The organism is Streptomyces sp. NBC_00258 (genome assembly GCF_036182465.1).
GTDB lineage: Bacteria > Actinomycetota > Actinomycetes > Streptomycetales > Streptomycetaceae > Streptomyces.
Genome location: NZ_CP108081.1, coordinates 10,301,516 through 10,318,637, shown reverse-complemented (window position 1 = coordinate 10,318,637; position 17,122 = coordinate 10,301,516). Strand labels below are relative to the sequence as shown.

16 protein-coding genes are annotated in these 17,122 nt (G+C 71.5%); 8 read left to right on the top strand and 8 right to left on the bottom strand.

Features of this window, described 5'->3' with window-relative positions; genetic code table 11:
• The first annotated feature begins 387 nt into the window (after positions 1-387).
• The 3 genes from OG718_RS45775 to OG718_RS45765 all read left to right on the top strand — a co-directional run bounded on the left by OG718_RS45775 (position 388) and on the right by OG718_RS45765 (position 3,740).
• The gene (locus OG718_RS45775; protein ID WP_143633311.1) at positions 388-1,554 is read left to right on the top strand and encodes an MFS transporter; all 1,167 of its coding nucleotides are present in this window, start codon (positions 388-390) and stop codon (positions 1,552-1,554) included.
• Between the two features lie 137 nt (positions 1,555-1,691).
• Entirely contained in the window at positions 1,692-2,591 is a 900-nt protein-coding gene (locus OG718_RS45770) for an NAD(P)-dependent oxidoreductase (protein ID WP_143633310.1), read from the top strand.
• Between the two features lie 411 nt (positions 2,592-3,002).
• Positions 3,003-3,740 carry a maleylpyruvate isomerase family mycothiol-dependent enzyme gene (locus OG718_RS45765; RefSeq protein ID WP_328846930.1) on the top strand — a complete coding sequence of 246 codons (738 nt, stop codon included), beginning with the start codon at positions 3,003-3,005 and terminating at the stop codon, positions 3,738-3,740.
• 57 nt (positions 3,741-3,797) lie between these two features.
• Here the strand turns inward: OG718_RS45765 and OG718_RS45760 are convergent, their stop codons facing one another.
• Positions 3,798-4,244 carry a MarR family winged helix-turn-helix transcriptional regulator gene (locus OG718_RS45760; protein ID WP_443055267.1) on the bottom strand — a complete coding sequence of 149 codons (447 nt, stop codon included), beginning with the start codon at positions 4,242-4,244 and terminating at the stop codon, positions 3,798-3,800.
• A gap of 50 nt (positions 4,245-4,294) precedes the next feature.
• Here OG718_RS45760 and OG718_RS45755 point away from each other — a divergent pair, with 50 nt between their 5' ends.
• Positions 4,295-5,803: an MFS transporter gene (locus OG718_RS45755; protein ID WP_328846927.1), complete on the top strand. Its 1,509-nt coding sequence runs from the start codon at positions 4,295-4,297 to the stop codon at positions 5,801-5,803.
• Positions 5,804-5,949: 146 nt separating this feature from the next.
• Positions 5,950-6,234, top strand: coding sequence for a DUF6332 family protein (locus tag OG718_RS45750; protein WP_143633304.1), 285 nt, complete (start codon positions 5,950-5,952; stop codon positions 6,232-6,234).
• On the opposite strand, the gene OG718_RS45745 is transcribed toward OG718_RS45750, so the two are convergent.
• The 3 genes from OG718_RS45745 to OG718_RS45735 are packed head-to-tail and all read right to left on the bottom strand — an operon-like array spanning position 6,195 to position 10,554.
• Positions 6,195-6,860: a response regulator gene (locus OG718_RS45745; protein WP_143633302.1), complete on the bottom strand. Its 666-nt coding sequence runs from the start codon at positions 6,858-6,860 to the stop codon at positions 6,195-6,197. The genes OG718_RS45750 and OG718_RS45745 overlap by 40 nt on opposite strands.
• Positions 6,857-8,179: a histidine kinase gene (locus OG718_RS45740; protein ID WP_443055266.1), complete on the bottom strand. Its 1,323-nt coding sequence runs from the start codon at positions 8,177-8,179 to the stop codon at positions 6,857-6,859. The genes OG718_RS45745 and OG718_RS45740 overlap by 4 nt, the downstream gene beginning before the upstream one ends.
• Before the next feature lie 53 nt (positions 8,180-8,232).
• A complete protein-coding gene (locus tag OG718_RS45735; protein WP_328846925.1) occupies positions 8,233-10,554 on the bottom strand; it encodes an MMPL family transporter in 2,322 nt (773 codons plus the stop codon).
• On the opposite strand from OG718_RS45735, the gene OG718_RS45730 reads away from it, so the two are divergent.
• Positions 10,539-11,369 (top strand): AfsR/SARP family transcriptional regulator, encoded by an 831-nt coding sequence (locus OG718_RS45730; protein WP_143633299.1) that lies wholly within the window; start codon positions 10,539-10,541, stop codon positions 11,367-11,369. The genes OG718_RS45735 and OG718_RS45730 overlap by 16 nt on opposite strands.
• Here OG718_RS45730 and OG718_RS45725 read toward each other — a convergent pair.
• Positions 11,324-12,058 carry a TetR/AcrR family transcriptional regulator gene (locus OG718_RS45725; protein WP_143633298.1) on the bottom strand — a complete coding sequence of 245 codons (735 nt, stop codon included), beginning with the start codon at positions 12,056-12,058 and terminating at the stop codon, positions 11,324-11,326. The two genes, OG718_RS45730 and OG718_RS45725, sit on opposite strands and share 46 nt — an antisense overlap.
• A 154-nt stretch (positions 12,059-12,212) precedes the next feature.
• On the opposite strand from OG718_RS45725, the gene OG718_RS45720 reads away from it, so the two are divergent.
• Entirely contained in the window at positions 12,213-12,668 is a 456-nt protein-coding gene (locus OG718_RS45720; protein WP_143633297.1) for a nitroreductase family deazaflavin-dependent oxidoreductase, read from the top strand.
• A 77-nt stretch (positions 12,669-12,745) separates the two neighbouring features.
• Here the strand turns inward: OG718_RS45720 and OG718_RS45715 are convergent, their stop codons facing one another.
• Positions 12,746-13,948 carry a geranylgeranyl reductase family protein gene (locus OG718_RS45715; protein ID WP_143633295.1) on the bottom strand — a complete coding sequence of 401 codons (1,203 nt, stop codon included), beginning with the start codon at positions 13,946-13,948 and terminating at the stop codon, positions 12,746-12,748.
• A 173-nt stretch (positions 13,949-14,121) separates the two neighbouring features.
• On the opposite strand from OG718_RS45715, the gene OG718_RS45710 reads away from it, so the two are divergent.
• Complete coding sequence (locus OG718_RS45710; protein ID WP_143633293.1) at positions 14,122-15,477, top strand: dipeptidase; 1,356 nt, start codon at positions 14,122-14,124, stop codon at positions 15,475-15,477.
• A gap of 106 nt (positions 15,478-15,583) precedes the next feature.
• Here the strand turns inward: OG718_RS45710 and OG718_RS45705 are convergent, their stop codons facing one another.
• Both OG718_RS45705 and OG718_RS45700 read right to left on the bottom strand, forming a co-directional pair.
• Positions 15,584-16,624: an NUDIX hydrolase gene (locus OG718_RS45705; RefSeq protein ID WP_143633292.1), complete on the bottom strand. Its 1,041-nt coding sequence runs from the start codon at positions 16,622-16,624 to the stop codon at positions 15,584-15,586.
• Positions 16,625-16,782: 158 nt separating this feature from the next.
• Entirely contained in the window at positions 16,783-16,977 is a 195-nt protein-coding gene (locus tag OG718_RS45700; protein WP_143633290.1) for a hypothetical protein, read from the bottom strand.
• Positions 16,978-17,122 lie beyond the last annotated feature (145 nt).

Here is a 17,122-nt window from a genome sequence, read left to right as displayed (position 1 = left end):
AGGTGTGGCAGCCGTCGGCGACGTAACCGCGCCGCCGGAAGGCCAGACGACCTAGTCGCACGCGCTGCAACAGCAGACATGGCCGGCGGTGAACCAGCCGAGCAATGGATTTCAGGACCGCGCGACGCCAGTCCCCCAGCCGGTCGCCCGGTGCGCCGCTCTGCCCGTTCAATCGGGACGAACAGCGCCCGGAAGGCGACAGAAGCCCGCGACGACTGCCACGGTCATCCGCTACGCGCAGCTGGGCTCCATTGACTGCAAAGGCGTTTCCTTGTGGCACCCGAAGCCGCTGGCGACCAGGCAACCGTCAACGCCCTTGCCCAGCCACCGGCTCCCGCCTAGCCTGACTTTGTGCCGCTAATAAACAAATCCCGATCGCACAGCGTCGTGCCGGGCAACGACCTCACTCGACTCCGCATCGTCCTCACCACCTTCTTCGCCCTCGACGGCTTCATCTTCGCCGGCTGGGTCGTCCGCATCCCCGCCATCAAAGAGCAGACCAACGCCTCCGCCAGCGCCCTGGGCCTCGCCCTCCTCGGCGTCTCCGCCGGAGCCGTCGTCACGATGATGTTCACCGGCCGGCTCTGCCGCCGCTACGGCAGCCACCCCATCACCGTGATCTGCGGCATCCTGCTCTCCCTCAGCGTCGCGCTGCCGCCACTCACCCACTCCACCTGGGCGCTCGGCGCGGTCCTGCTGATCTTCGGCGCCGCCTACGGCGGGATCAACGTCGCCTTCAACAGCGCCGCCGTCGACCTGGTGGCCGCGCTGCGGCGGCCGATCATGCCCAGTTTCCACGCGGCCTTCAGTCTGGGCGGGATGATCGGCGCCGGCCTCGGCGGACTGGTCGCGGGCTCGCTGTCGCCGACGCGGCATCTGCTGGGCCTGACCGTGATCGGCCTGCTGGTGACGGCTGTCGCGGGACGCGCCCTGCTGCGGTACGACTCCCCCGTACCGCGGCCGGATCCCGGGCAGACCGAGGAGAGCGCACCGCGCCGGCTGGACTCCCGTACGCGCCGGCTGGTCGTCGTCTTCGGTCTGATCGCCCTCTGCACGGCCTACGGGGAAGGGGCCCTGGCCGACTGGGGCACGTTGCACCTGGAGCAGGACCTGGACGCGCACCCGGGCATCGCGGCCGCGGGTTACTCGTGTTTCGCGCTCGCCATGACGATCGGCCGACTCTGCGGAACCACACTCCTGGAGCGGCTCGGGCGGACCAGGACGGTGGTCGCGGGCGGCGCCATGGCCGCCGTCGGCATGCTCGTCGGATCGCTCGCCCCCTCCGTGTGGGCGGCCCTGCTCGGCTTCGCCGTCACGGGAATCGGCCTCGCCAACATCTTCCCGATCGCCGTCGAACGGGCCGGTGCCCTGGCCGGCCCCAGCGGCGTCGCCATCGCCTCCACCTTCGGCTACGGCGGCATGCTCCTCGGGCCCCCGGCCATCGGCTTCATGGCCGACTGGTTCTCCCTGCCCATCGCCCTCACCAGCGTGGCAACGCTGGCCGCGGTGGCCGCCGTCATCGGATACGGGACCCGGCGGGCGACCGCCGACTGACGGCCTCGTCGAAGCCGCCGCCGGATGAAAACACCGCCACGGCGCGGCATGCCACGGCAGGGCACGGCAGGGCACGGCAGCGCAGGGCAGGGCACAGTGGTAGCCGACGCACCATACGGATCAGGAAAGTTGATGTCATGACCGACAAGCTCACCGTCAGTGTCCTCGGCACCGGGATCATGGGCGCCGCGATGGCCCGTAACCTCGTCCGCGCCGGACACACCGTCCGGGCCTGGAACCGCACGCGTGACAAGGCCGAACCTCTCGCCGCCGACGGCGCGCACGTCTTCGACACCCCCGTGGAGGCGGTCGAGGGCGCCGATGTCGTCCTCACCATGCTGTACGACGGCCCAGCCGCGCTGGACGTGATGCGGCAGGCCGCACCCTCCCTGCGCGCCGGAACCGTGTGGGTGCAGTCGACGACCGCCGGGATCGAGGCCATCGGCGAACTGGCGGGCTTCGCCCGCGAGAAGGGCCTGGTCTTCTACGACGCACCCGTCCTCGGCACCCGACAGCCCGCCGAGGCCGGTCAGTTGCTCGTCCTGGCGGCCGGTCCGAGCGACGGTCGGGAGGCCGTGACGCCGGTCTTCGACGCCGTCGGCGCCCGTACGGTGTGGACCGGTGAGGACGGAGCGGCGGGCAGCGCCACCCGTCTCAAGCTCGTGGCCAACAGCTGGGTCCTCGCCGTCACCAACGCGACCGGTGAGGTCCTGGCCCTGGCCAAGGCTCTGGACGTCGAACCCCAGAGCTTCTTCGACGCCATCGCGGGCGGCCCGCTCGACATGGGCTACCTGCGCGCCAAGGCCGGACTCATCCTCAACGACGAGCTGTCACCGGCCGCCTTCGCCGTGGGCACCGCCGCCAAGGACGCCCGTCTGATCGTCGAGGCCGGCGAGCGGCACGGCCTCCGACTCGACGTCGCCGCCGCGAGCGCCGAACGCTTCGCCCGCGCCGCCGCCCAGGGCCACGCCGACGAGGACATGGCCGCCGCCTACTTCGCGAGCTTCGACGAGAAGGCCGCGAACACCGAGGGCTGACCGCGGAATTGGACGCGCCGGCTCGGGTCGGGTCGGGTCGCGCACGACGACCCGCCCCGGCGTCGTGGCGACGTCCGAGGCGTCCCGGCGACATCCGGGGCTTCGTGGCGACATCCGGGGCGTCGTGGCCGAGGACGGCGCGCGCCTCACGGCGGCCGCGGGCCCCGACGTCGGCCTCGGCGACGAAGGCGGCGACCAGCATCGCGGTGTAAACGGGTTCGCCGCGCGTGCCTCGACCCGTACCCCCCGACAACCGGCGGGGCGGGGCCTTCCTCCGGCGGACCGGAGCCGCTGCCGCGCACCCCTGCCCTCCGCCCGGCAGGCCGGCGCACCCGCCCGGGTCAGCGGCGGCAAGACCTCGCCCTCCCGCCCTCCCTCCTGAAGCCCGCTCCATCCGGCACACTCCCCTACATGGAGATTGCCGAGCTCATTCGAAGCCTGGACCGGGAAGGCGGGCTGCTGGCCGAGGCCGCGGAGGAGGCCGGGGTCGACGCCAAGGTGCCGACGTGTCCGGAGTGGCAGGTGCGGGACCTGTTGCGGCACACCGGCATGGTGCACCGCTGGGCCGCGGCGTTCGTGGCCGAGGGACACACCTCGTACCATCCCGACGGCGGCCTGCCGGAGCTGGACGGTTCGGCGTTGCTGACCTGGTTCCGGGACGGACACCGCAGGCTCGTCGAGACGCTCGCCACCGCAACTCCCGACGTGGAGTGCTGGAGTTTCCTGCCCGCCCCTTCGCCACTCGCCTTCTGGGCGCGGCGGCAGGCCCACGAGACGACCGTGCACCGGGTCGACGCGGAGTCCGCGCGCGGCGGCACCCCGACCGCGGTCCCCGTGGACTTCGCGGTCGACGGCATCGACGAACTGCTTCTCGGCTTCCATGCCCGCGGCAGGAGCAGGGTTCGGACGGACGAGCCGCGTGTCCTGAGGGTGCGGGCCTCCGACTCGGACGCCGTGTGGAGCGTACGGCTGTCGGCCGAACCCCCGGCGGCCGAACACGGTGAAGTGGCGGACGCGGACTGCGAGTTGGCGGGGACGGCGGCCCAGCTCTATCTGGCGCTGTGGAACCGCGGCCCGTTCCCGAGCGTGACGGGAGACTCGTCGATCGCGACGCTGTGGCGGGAGAGGTCCGGAGTCACCTGGAACTGAGCGTCACGCGACAACAGTGGCGGCCGGCCTCACCGGCCGCTCACCCGCCCAGCCGCTTCACCCGGCGGAGCCACCCGCCAGCATCCGCCCCAGCACCGCGCGCTGCACCGGCAGCACCTCGCCGTGCAGCGCGCGCCCTTTCGGCGTGAGGGCGACCCGGACACCGCGCCGGTCCTCCGGGCACATGCAGCGCTCCACGAGACCGTCCTTCTCCAGGCGGCCGATCAGCCGGGACAGCGCGCTCTGGCTCAGATGAACCCGCTCGGCGATCTCCTGGACGCGGTACGAGCTGTCGCCGCCGTCGGCCGGCGTGGTCGCGGCCAGTACGTCGAGGACCTCGAAGTCGCTTGCGCACAGGCCGTGTTGGTGCAGGGTCCGGTCCAGTTCGCACAGGGTGCGCGCGTGCACCGCGAGGATGTCGCGCCACTGGTCCACGAGGCCCTGCTCGGCCTTTTCGACAGCCTCCATGGCCCGCACCCTAGCAAAAAACCGACTTTGTTGCATCCGCATTAAATGCGTTTGCATTGAATGCACGCGCATGTACTGTGTGGCGCATGACCTCTCCGCTCACCAATTCCGCGGTGCCGTCTTCAGCAATTCGCTGGACGCCTCGCCTGTGGGGCACCCTCCTGGTGCTCTGCGCCGCGATGTTCCTGGACGCGCTGGACGTGTCGATGGTCGGCGTCGCCCTGCCGTCCATCGGTTCCGAACTCGATCTCTCCACCTCGACCCTGCAGTGGATCGTCAGCGGCTACATCCTGGGCTACGGCGGCCTGTTGCTCCTCGGCGGACGCACCGCCGACCTCCTCGGCCGCCGTCAGGTCTTCCTGGTGGCGCTGGGCGTCTTCGCACTCGCCTCACTGCTCGGCGGGCTCGTCGACTCTGGTCCGCTGCTCATCGCGAGCCGGTTCATCAAGGGCCTGAGCGCGGCGTTCACCGCTCCCGCCGGCCTGTCGATCATCACGACGACGTTCCCGGAGGGCCCGCTGCGCAACCGCGCGCTCTCCATCTACACCACCTGTGCCGCGACCGGCTTCTCGATGGGTCTCGTCCTGTCCGGGCTGCTCACCGAGGCCAGCTGGCGCCTCACCATGCTGCTGCCCGCGCCCATCGCGGTCATCGCCCTGATAGCCGGTCTGAAGCTCATCCCGCGCAGTGAGCGAGACCGGACCCACCGCGGCTACGACACCCCCGGCGCCATCCTCGGCACCTCCTCGATGCTGCTGCTCGTCTTCACCGTCGTCCAGGCGCCCGAGGTGGGCTGGACGACGGCCCGTACGCTGCTGTCGTTCCTGGCCGTGGCCGTCCTGCTCACCGTGTTCGTACGCGTCGAGCAGCGCAGCCCCAGCCCGCTGATCAGGCTCGGCGTACTGCGTTCCGGCAACCAGGTCCGGGCACAGTTGGGCGCCATGGCGTTCTTCGGCTCGTACGTCGGATTCCAGTTCCTGGTGACGCTCTACATGCAGTCGCTGCTCGGCTGGTCGGCGCTGCACACCGCGCTCGCCTTCCTGCCCGCGGGCGCGCTGGTGGCGCTGTCCGCGACGAAGATGGGGGCGATCGTCGACCGGTTCGGCACGCCGCGGCTCATCGTGACCGGCTTCGCCCTGATGGTCGTCGGCTACGCGCTGTTCCTGCGGGTCGACCTGGACCCCGTGTACGCGGCGGTGATCCTGCCGTCGATGCTGCTGATCGGCGCGGCCTGCGCACTGGTCTTCCCCTCGCTCAACATCCAGGCCACCAACGGTGTGGACGACCACGAGCAGGGCATGGTCTCGGGTCTGCTCAACACCTCGGTGCAGGTGGGCGGTGCGATCTTCCTCGCGATCGTGACGGCCGTGGTGACCGCGAACTCCTCCGAGAGTTCCTCGCCGCAGGCGGTCCTCGACAGCTACCGACCCGGTCTGGCCGTCGTCACCGCGATCGCCGTGGCGGGCCTGCTCATCACGGCCACCGGACTGCGCGGGCAGCGCACGCGGCAGACGACGATCCTGGTCGCCAAGTCCGAGGACGTACGGGAGGACGAGCAGGTGCTGGAGGCCGCGCGGGTGGCGGCCCGAGACTGACAGGCCCGCGACCGGCACCCTCCCTCGCGACGACGAGCACCCCGCGCGATTCCTTCCCTCGCGGTTACGCGCGCCCGGCGGGCTTCCTTGCCCGCCGGGCGCGCCTTTCCTTGCCCCGCCGGGCGCTCCCCTGTGAGACTGCCCGTATGGGACAGACCAGGGGGCGGCGGACTCAGTCCGAGCGGGACGAGATGACCGTCGAGATCGGATACGCGTTGTTCAGCGCCGCGTTCGCCGCGGCGGTGGCGTTCGGGGCCCTGGCCGGACCCGCGCTGCTCTTCGAGCTGCCGGTCACCGTCGAGAAGGTCCTGCTCGCGGTCGGGACCTCGCTGGCGGCCGTGCTCTTCGTCTTCCGGGTAGCCAGTGTGCTGGTCCGTTTCCGGCAGGCGCCTCAGCCCAGCCAGCCCGGCCGCACCAGCCCCGACTCGTAGGCGAGCACGACCAGTTGGGCCCGGTCGCGGGCACCCAGCTTCACCATGGTCCGGCTGACGTGGGTCTTGGCGGTCAACGGGCTGACGACCAGTCGGCGCGCGATCTCGTCGTTCGACAGTCCGATGCCGACCAGCGCCATCACCTCCCGCTCCCGCTCGGTGAGTTCGGCGAGCGCGCCGGCGGCCGCGGGCTCCTTGGAGCGCGCCGCGAACTCGGCGATGAGCCGACGGGTCACACCCGGTGACAGCAGTGCGTCGCCCTCGACCACCGCCCGCACAGCGCGCAGGAGTTCCTCCGGTTCGGTGTCCTTGACGAGGAAGCCGGACGCTCCGGCGCGGATGGCCTCGAAGACGTACTCGTCCAGCTCGAAGGTGGTGAGCATGACGACCCTGACGTCATTCAGGCCGTTGTCGTCGGTGATGCGGCGGGTCGCGGCGAGGCCGTCGAGCCGGGGCATGCGGATGTCCATCAGGACGACGTCGGGCCGCAGTTCGCGTACCGCACGCAGCGCCTCCTCACCGTCGGCGGCCTCTCCGGCCACCTCGATGTCCGGCTGGGCGTCGAGAAGTGCCTTGAAGCCTGCGCGGACCAGTGACTGGTCGTCGGCGAGCAGTACGCGGATCACCGGTCCTCCTTGAGCTTGAGGGATTTCTCGGGACTGTCGGACCTGCCGGCCGATGCCCCCGACGCCTCGCGCGAGTTCTTGAGCGGCAGCAGGGCCAGCACCCGGAACCCTCCGTCCTCGCGCGGTCCGGCCTCGATCGTGCCACCCAGGGCCGCGGCCCGCTCCCGCATTCCGGCCAGCCCGTTGCCGCTGCCACCCGCGTCCTCGCCCGTCGCGGGTCCGTCGTCGTCGATACGGAGCGTCAACGCGTCGCGCGCGTAATCGACCCGCACGCGCGCGTGCCGCGATCCGGAGTGTCGTACGACGTTGGTGAGGGCCTCCTGGATGACGCGGAAGGCGGCGAGGTCGGCACCCGGCGGCAGGGTCCTGCGCTCGCCCCCGCTCTCGACGTCGACCGTCAGTCCGGCGCCCGCCGCCTGCTCGACGAGTTCGGGGAGCCGGTCGAGGCCCGGCGCCGGCGCGCGCGGCGCGTCTCCGGGCGTACGGAGCGTGTCGAGGACCTGGCGCACCTCCCCCAGGGCCTCCTTGCTGGCGGCCTTGATGGTGGTGAGCGCGGTGCGCGCCTGTTCGGGGTCGGAGTCGAGCAGCGCGAGTCCGACGCCCGCCTGGACGTTGATGACGGAGATGCTGTGCGCCAGGACGTCGTGCAGTTCCCGGGCGATCCGCAGCCGCTCCTCGTCGGCACGCCGATTGGCCGCCTGCCGGCGCTCCGCCCGGTCGCGGTCCCACTGCTCGCGGCGTACCCGGGCGAGTTCGGAGACCGCGAGAATCGCGACCATCCAGGCGGCGATGGCGACCTCCTCGCCCCACGAGGAGACCGGGTCGCCCTTCGGCGGCAGCCACCGGTAGAGCCAGTGCCCCACCAGGAGGTGGACGACCCACAGTGTGCCGAGCGCGGTCCAGGCCGCCCAGCGCCGCCCCGCGACGATCGCACTGAAGCAGGCGAGCGCGACCGTGAGGAAGATCGGCCCGTACGGATATCCGGCGCTGAAGTAGACGAGCGCCGTGGCCGCGGTGCCGAACACCACGGCCACGGGATACCGCTGCCGCCACAGGAGCAGAGCGGCACCCCCGAAGAGGAGGACCCGCGCGAGGACGTCGAGCTGTTCCCGATCGGGCTGTTGCTCCGCGGCGAAGTTGCTGCCGACGAGGACGAACACGGTGAGGAGCAGTGTCGAACGCCACGGCCAACGCGGACGGCCGCCCTCTTCCTCCTCGTCACGGCGGTTCCACCACGAGGGTCCCTGCCACCGGCCCCACGGCGGGCCGCCCCCGGCCCAGGGGGGTCCACCCCACCGGCGTGTGCGCTGCTCTTCCATGCCTGCCACGCTAGACGCCGCGGGTCGCGGGAGGCGTCAGCCGAGCGAGGTGATCACACGTACTCCCGGCGGAGTACCTGGTCCGGCTCGGGCTCGGGCGCCTCCTTGATCCGGAAGCGGCGCAGCGGCTTCGGCGCCCACCAGTTCGCGCGCCCCGCGAGCCGCATCGTCACCGGGAGCAGGACCACCCGGATGAGGGTCGCGTCGACGAGGATCGTCAGGGCCGTGCCGATGCCCATCTCCTTCAGGAAGACGACGCCTCCGGTGGCGTACGAGAGGAAGGACAGCGCGAGGATGCCGGCCGCCGCCGTGATCAGCGGGGCGCTGCGGCGGATACCCTCGGCGACCGCGTGCCCGGTGTCGCCGGTGCGGTCGTGCTCCTCCTTGATGCGGGACAGCAGGAACACCTCGTAGTCCATCGACAGGCCGTACGCCACGCAGAACATCAGCACCGGGATGCTCGGCTCGATCGAACCGGTCGGCGTGAAACCGAGCACTCCGGAGAGGTTCCCGTCCTGGAAGACCCACACCAGGCAGCCGAACATCACGGCCAGGCTGAGCAGGTTCAGGACGGTCGCCTTCAGCGGGAGCAGCACACTGCCGGTCATCAGGAAGAGGATCAGGTACGTCGCCCCGAGGACGAGCCCGGCGGCGAGCGGCAGCCGGTCGAGGAGCGTGGCGCGGAAGTCGGTGGTCTCGCCCGGATAGCCGCCGACCAGTACGCCGTCGGGTGCGGGGACGTCACGGACGCGTTCGACGAGCGCGGGTACGTCCCCGCGCATCGCCTCCTGAGTGGGCACCAGCGCCAGCCGTACGCGGCCGTCGGGCGCCGTCAGCCGGTCCTGGCCCGGCGCTCCGGTCCGCTGCCCGTCGCGGTAGGTGCCGGAGGGGGCGTCGACCTGGAACACGCCCTGGATCGAGGAGAGTTCGGCGACGTAGGCGCGCAAGTCGGCCGCTTTCGCGGGCGCTTCGGCGGACGTTCCGGTGGATGGTTTCGTGAGGAGGACCTGGATGGTGTCGGTCGGCTCGGCGGGGAACTCCTCGTGCACGATCTCGGAGGTGGTGCGCGAGGAGGTCCCTTCGGGGAGGGTCCGCTCGTCGGGGAGTCCGAAGCGCAGCCCCAGGAGGGGCGAGGCCGCGAGGAGCAGCACGGTGAGTACTCCGGCGCCGGCAAGCAGCGGGCGGCGCATCGCCGCGAGTGCCGTGCGGTGCCAGAAGCCGGACGACGTGCGGGCTGCGGGCCGTTCGACCCGGTGGCCCCAGCGGGCCAGGGCCGCCGGCAGGAAGACCACAGCTCCGGCCACCGCCGTCACCACGACGAGGACACCCGCGTACGCGAACGAGCTGAGGAAGAAGAACGGGAACACCAGCAACGCGCACAGCGACACCGCCACCGTCACTCCGCTGAACACCACCGTGCGCCCGGCGACCGCGGTCGCCCGCACGACGGCGTCGGGCCCCGGGCGCCCGGCCGCGCGTTCCTCGCGGTACCGGCTGATCACGAACAGGCTGTAGTCCACGCCGAGTCCGAGGCCCAGGACGAGGGCGAGGTTCGCCGCGAACGTCGAGACCTCGGTGAACTGCGCGATCGCGCGCAGCCCGGCGAGTGTGCCGAGGACGGACAGCAGACCGACCGCGACGGTCAACAGGGCGGCCGTGGTGCGTCGGTAGACCAGGACGAGGAGGAGCAGGACGGCGGGCAGTGCGAAGAGTTCGGCGCGCAGGAAGTCGGTGCGGGCCTGTTCGCCGACCTGGCGTGAGATCTCCTCCTGGCCGCCCACCTGGACGGTGAGTTCGTCGGTCGTGCGCGTCAACCGCGGTGAGAGCGTGGCGAGTTGTTCACGTGCTTCCGTGGCGCTGCCTTCGAGGCGGACAAGGACGAGGGCGCGACGGCCGTCGGTGGCGCGCAGGGCGAGGCTGTCGGAGTCCCAGTACGAGGTGACGTCGGTGACCAGGGGCAGCCCCTCCACCTCCTGGGCGAGCGCGCGGGCCGCGTCCCGTGTGCGGGCGCTGTCCACGTCGCCGTCGCGTGCCGTGACGAGCAGGGCCAGGTTGGGGTTGCCGGTGCCGAACTCCTCGCGCAGTACGTCCCCCGCGCGCACCGACTCCGTGCCGGGCGAGCTCCAGCGCGCGAGGTCCAGGTCGTTCTGGGCGCCGGCCCCGTAGGCGGCGAGGCCGAGGAAGGTGAGGAGTACGCCGATGAGGACGGCGCGACTGCGCCGCACCGCCAGGCGGCCGAGCCGGGTGAGCATCGTGGTGTGGCCTTTCGCCGGGGATCCGTAGCGGCCACGGTCGTCGGCGCCGCTGACCGTCCGCTGGAAGATCCACTGGAACGCCGGTACCGGGATACTCTCGACGCATGGGCGAGGGGACACCGAAGGGCTTGCGCGCGAGCGGTCCGGCCAAGGCCGAAGGAGCGCCCGACGGCCTGCGCTTCGAACTGCTCGGCCCGCTCCGGGCGTTGCGCGACGGAGTCGAGGTACCGCTCGGCCCACCGAAGCAGCGCGCCGTACTCGCCGTCCTTCTCCTCCAGGAGGGGCGCTCGATCTCGTACGACGCGCTCGTCGAGGCCGTGTGGGGAGGGGCCCCGCCCCTGCATGTACGCAACCTCGTGCAGAAGTACGTCTCCGGGCTGCGCCGAGCCCTGGGCGGCGCCGCGGAGTTGGCGTGGACGGGCAGCGGCTACCGGCTCGCCGGCGCGGACGCCAACGACCTGCGCGAGCGCCGGCGGTGGGTGGACGAGGCGCTCGCCGCGCGCGACGCCGGCGAGCTGCGGCGCGCGGGTGAACTGGTCGAGCGCGCCGAGGAGTTGTGGCGCGGCGAGTTCGCGGAGGGCCTGCAGGCGCCCTACCTGGCGGCGGAGCGGCTGCGCTGGGCCGAGAAGCGGCTCACGGTGCTGGAGGCCCGGCTGGCCGGCGAGATCGAACTCGGCAGGTCCTTCGAGTACGTACATGAGCTGGTCCGGCTCGTCGCGGCTCACCCGTTGCGGGAACGGCTCGTGGAGCTGCTGATGCTCGCGCTGTACCGGACGGGCCGCTCCTCGGACGCGCTGACCGCCTACGAGGCCGCACGGCAGCGGCTCGCCGAGGCGCTGGGCGCGGACCCCGGGCCACCGCTCCGGTCACTGCACGCGCGGATGCTCCGTCAGGATCCGGCTCTGCTGCCCCGGCCGCCCGTGGCGGTGTCCTGAGGGAACACGAGGCCCACACCATGACCGAGTTGGGCGACTGCGTTTCGGAAGAACGGCTCGCGGTCCTCCACGACTCGGTTGAACTGCCCGAACAGCTCGAAGCCGACGAGCCCGTAGAGCTGCGCCCAGGCCGCGACGAGCGCGGTGACGACCGCGGGCGGCAGGTCCGGGGCCAGGTCCTCGGCCATCCTCCGCGCCTCGGGCCGGAGTTCCGCGGGCAGCGGAGGTAGGGCGACACCGACGCCCTGGTGCGCGTCCCGGGCGATGCCGATGAGGAGCAGCCCGACACGGGCCGCCGCCGGCACGGTGGTGGCGGGTGCGGTGTACCCGGGCACGGGCGATCCGTAGATCAGCGCGTACTCGTGCGGGTGCCCGAGTGCCCACTCGCGCACCGCCTCGCACACCGCGGTCCAACGGTGGATCGGTCCGGCTTCGGCCACCTTGGCGTGCGCCGCCTCGGCCGCGGCGCCGAGCGAGTCGTAGGCGTCGATGATGAGCGCGGTCAGCAGGTCGTCGCGGCTGGGGAAGTAGCGGTACAGCGCGGAGGAGACCATGCCGAGCTCGCGGGCCACGGCCCGCAGGGAGAGCTTGGCCGCGCCGTCCTCGGCGAGCTGTCTGCGCGCCTCGTCCTTGATGGCCGCGGTGACCTCGATCCGGGCTCGGGCGCGGGCTCCTTTGGCGGTACTCATGTGCACCAGTGTTCCATATTTCCAGAGCAGTGCACACAAACGAGAGCAGCGAACTGTTTCGAGAGCACTGCTCTTGCTTTGGATCACCGATCTCGTGCACACTGCTCTCAAGCGAGAGCAGTGCTCACACTTTCCGCTTCAGGAGGAAGTCACCATGACCACGTCCACGCACGTGAAGAAGCCCGGCTGGTTCACCGTGAACGTCCTCAACCGCACCGTGGCCTGGATGACCCGCCGCGGCCTCAGCGTCTGGGGCTCCAGGGTCCTGGCCGTCCGCGGCCGCAAGAGCGGCGAGTGGCGCACCACCCCCGTCAACCTGCTGACCTTCGACGGCCGGCAGTACCTCGTCGCACCTCGCGGCCACGTCCAGTGGACGCACAACATGCGGGCCGCGGGCGGCGGCGAACTCCACCTCGGCAAGAAGGTGGACGCATTCACCGCGGTGGAGGTCGCCGACGACGACAAGGTCCCGCTGCTGCGCGCCTACCTCAAGCGCTGGAAGGCCGAGGTCGGCGTGTTCTTCAACGGCGTCGGCCCCGACTCGTCCAACGAGGAGCTGCGGCGCATCGCCCCCGACCACCCGGTCTTCCGGATCACGGTCAAGAGCTGAGCCCCGCGGCCACCCCATGAAGACTCCTGAAGCCCGCTGAAGCCCCAGCTCCTGGCCCCTTCAGGTCTCCCCGCAGATCACCGGTCGAGCGCGGTCAGGGCGCGCCCCGCCATCGGATGCGTACGCACGATCTCGCCCAGCGACGTGGAGCCGCGGGTGATGCCCGTGAACGCCTTCCAGGCGGGCCGGAAACCGGTGAGCGCGGCATGGAACATGCCGGGCCGCCGCTGGAAGAGCGTGAGCATGCGCTTGCCGATGCTCATCTCGACGCCGAGACCCGCCTTGATCGCGAAGGCGTAGTTCAGTGCCTGCCGTCGTGCGTCGACCGCGTCGTGCGCCTCCGCGATCCGCACCGCCCACTCCCCCGCGAGCCGCCCCGAGCGCAGCGCGAAGGAGATGCCCTCACGGGTCCACGGCTCCAGCAGGCCCGCCGCGTCCCCGCACACCAGCACCCGCCCCCGCGACAGCGGCGAGTCGTCGGCGCGGCAGCGCGTCAGATGCCCGGACGAGATGCTGGGCTCGAAACCGGCGAGGCCGAGCCGGGCGATGAAGTCCTCCAAGTACCGCTTGGTGGCGGCGCCTTCGCCGCGCGCCGAGATCACACCGACGGTGAGCGTGTCACCCTTCGGGAACACCCATCCGTAGCTGCCGGGAAGGGGACCCCAGTCGAGGAGGACCCGTCCCTTCCAGTCCTCAGCGACCGTTTCCGGCACCGGGATCTCCGCCTCCAGGCCGAGGTCGACCTGGTCGAGCTTCACCCCGACGTGTGCTCCTATCCGACTGGCGCTGCCGTCCGCACCGACCACGGACCGGGCCAGCACCGTCTCGCCGTCCTGGAGGACGACGGCCACCGTGCGCCGGTCCGGGACGGCCGAGCCGTGCTGCTCCACCCGCGAGACCGTGACGCCCGTACGCAGTTCGGCGCCCGCCTTCTGCGCGTGCTCGACGAGCTGCTGGTCGAACTCGGGCCGGTTGATGAGCCCGAAGAGCATCTGCTTGGAGCGACGGGTGCGAGTGAACCTGCCGTCGAGCGAGAAGGTGACCGCGTGCACCCGGTCCAGGAACGGCAGCTCGAAGCCGGGCGGCAACGCGTCCCGCGTCGGTCCGATGATGCCGCCGCCGCACGTTTTGTAGCGGGGCAGCTCCGCTTTCTCCAGCAACAGGACGCGGCGCCCCGCGACCGCTGCCGCATAGGCGGCCGAGGCGCCCGCAGGCCCCGCACCGACCACGACGACGTCCCACACCCGCTGTGCGTCGTCCGAAGAGTTCTCGCTGCTCACGATGGTCTGCTGCTCCGATCCAGCCGCCTGCCGCACCTACTCCACGCATCCTACGGCGACGTCCGGCGAGGACCGCTGTGGGAGGATCTGCAGCGAATGCAGCGCGCACACCCGTATGCGCGCATCGCAGACGTACCCATCCGTACAACGTCGCACCCACGAGGAGCGTGCCCATGTCGTCGAATCCGGTCGCCGAGACCGTCGCCTCGTTGATGCCGAGGGCGAAGGCGGAGCTCACCGAGCTGGTGGCCTTCAAGTCGGTGGCGGACTTCGACCAGTTCCCGAGGAGCGAGAGCGAGGGCGCCGCGAACTGGGTGGCCGACGCGCTGCGCGCCGAGGGCTTCCAGGACGTCGCGCTGCTCGACACCCCCGACGGCACACAGTCGGTGTACGGCAGCCTGCCGGGCCCCGCGGGCGCCAAGACCGTCCTCCTGTACGCGCACTACGACGTGCAGCCGCCGCTCGACGAGGCCGGCTGGGCGACACCGCCGTTCGAGCTGACGGAGCGGGACGGCCGCTGGTACGGGCGGGGAGCCGCCGACTGCAAGGGCGGCCTGCTCATGCACCTGCTGGCGCTGCGCGCGCTCAAGGCCAACGGCGGGGTCCCGGTCGACGTCAAGGTGATCGTGGAGGGTTCGGAGGAGCAGGGCACGGGGGGCCTGGAACGGTACGCGGAGGAGCACCCCGAGCTGCTGGCCGCCGACACGATCGTCATCGGCGACGCGGGCAACTTCCGGGTCGGCGTCCCCACGGTGACGACCGCGCTGCGCGGCATGACGCTCCTCCGTGTCCGGGTCGACACCCTCGAAGGCAACCTGCACTCCGGCCAGTTCGGCGGCGCGGCCCCCGACGCGCTGGGCGCGCTGATCCGCGTACTGGACTCGCTGCGTGCCGAGGACGGCTCGACGACGGTCGACGGACTCACCGGCACCTCGCGCTGGGACGGCCTCCAGTACGACGAGGCGCAGTTCCGCAAGGACGCGAAGGTGCTCGACGGTGTGGAGCTGATCGGTTCGGGCACCGTCGCCGACCGCATCTGGGCGCGGCCGGCCGTGACCGTGCTGGGCATCGACTGCCCGCCGGTGGTCGGCGCCACCCCGTCCGTGCAGGCGGGCGCCCGCGCGCTCGTCAGCCTGCGGGTGCCGCCGGGCGTGGACACGGTCGAGGCGACCAAGCTTCTCCAGGCCCATCTGGAGGCGCACACCCCGTGGGGCGCGCGCGTGCAACTCGAGCAGATCGGCCAGGGCCAGCCGTTCCGCGCCGACACGACCAGTCCCGCGTACGCGGCGATGGCGGAGGCGATGAGTGTCGCGTACGACGGTGCGGAGATGCAGTACGCGGGTCAGGGCGGCTCCATCCCGCTGTGCAACACCCTCGCGTCGCTCTATCCGCAGGCGGAGATCCTGCTCATCGGGCTGAGCGAGCCGGAGGCGCAGATCCACGCCGTGAACGAGAGCGTGTCGCCGGAGGAGTTGGAGCGGCTGTCCGTCGCGGAGGCGCTGTTCCTGCGCAACTACGCGGCGAACTGAGCGAGTTGGTCCGACGGGCGTGCCCCACGACGCAACCGGGCACGCCCCTCGTCCCTCGTACACCCCACGGCCGATGGCCGTCGGCCCACGGCCGTTGCCGGGACAGCTACCCCGTGGGCACCCCGGCCTCCAGGTACAGCGCGGCTCCCCGCTCCCGTGCGCGCAGTGCCCAGCGCAGGCGTTCGTAGCGGACGGGTGGCAGCAGTCCGGCCGCCTCCTCCTCGGTGACGAAGCGCCAGGCGCGCAGTTCGGGGCCCGGCAGCAGCATCCGCCGGGCCTCGTCGCTGTCGAGCCGGCCGCCGTCGTAGAGGAGGCGGAGTCCACCGTAGGCGGGGGGTACCGGTGGCTCCCAGTCGACGACCAACAGGCTGGGTATGTCGACGAGTCGGATGCCTGTCTCCTCGGCGACCTCGCGGATGCCCGCGCGCGCGGGTGCCTCGCCTGATTCGACGACGCCGCCCGGGAACTCCCAGCCGGCCTTGTAGGTCGGGTCGACGAGCAGCACCCGGTCCTGCTCGTCGAAGAGGAGTACGCCCGCGGCGACGGTCTCCGAGGTGGGCTCGGGGGTCTGCACGATGTCGCAGACGGGGACGCTTCCGCTGCTCACGGCCTCGGCGATGCGCACGGCGGCCTCGGAGGGGGTCAGCGCGCTGGTGTCGACCGGGTGGGCGTCGGCGGTGAGCCAGCCGGCGAGGGCGGCATGGTAGGGCTCGATGTGGTCGTACGACCACTGCCGCACCCGTATCTCCCCGTCAGGGAGGTCCGGCGGGACCTCCCGGTCGGCTATTCGCTCGCGCAGGATCGTTTCCGCCGGGGCGAGAAGCACATGGCGAACCGCGATCCTGCGGGAGGCGAGACCGCCGAAGATCTCGTCACGGTAGTCCTGGCGGAGCAGTGTCATGGGGACCACGAGTACGCCCCCGAGTTCGGCGAGCATCGCGGCCGCGGTGTCGACCACGAGCCGTCGCCAGATCGGCAGGTCCTGGAAGTCGCCGACCTCGGCGAGGCGCTTGGCGGGCAGGAGCTGCGTCAGCCCGGCGCCGATGAGCTCGGGGTCGAAGAGTGTGCTGTTCGGGATCAGGTCGATCAGTTCCCGTGCGGTGGTGGTCTTCCCCGCACCGAACGCACCGTTGATCCAAACGATCACGGTTCCCCCTCTGCTGCTGTTGGCCCCCTGAGGCTTGCCCGCTCCACCCTGCCACGGAAACCAGGCCCTGAAGAGGTCGCGTTCGACGGGTCGGACGCATGCGAAAGCCCGGCCCTCGAAGGGCCGGGCCGACGGTCGGAGCGGTCCTGACTCGTGAGTCAGTCCCGCTGCTCCTGGGGCTTGTCGTCCGTGGCCAGACTGCCGTCGCTGACCGTCTGGTCGAGGCTGCTGAGCGTGTTCTGTACGTCGAGGCCGCCGAGGGCGTCGCCCTCCGCGGAGTGGGACGGCGTGACGGCCGCCACAACGAATCCGGTGGCGAGGGAGGCGATGGCGAGCATGCTGCGCTTCTTCATGCCCGGTTCAACTGCCAACCCGCCCATGGGTCACGGTCGACCTTTCCGCCGCCCCACGGTACGGCCGCACCACGCAAGGGATTCCGCCGGGACATCCGATGTCCCGCCGCATTCATGGGAATCACGGGCCCCTTGAGCGATCACC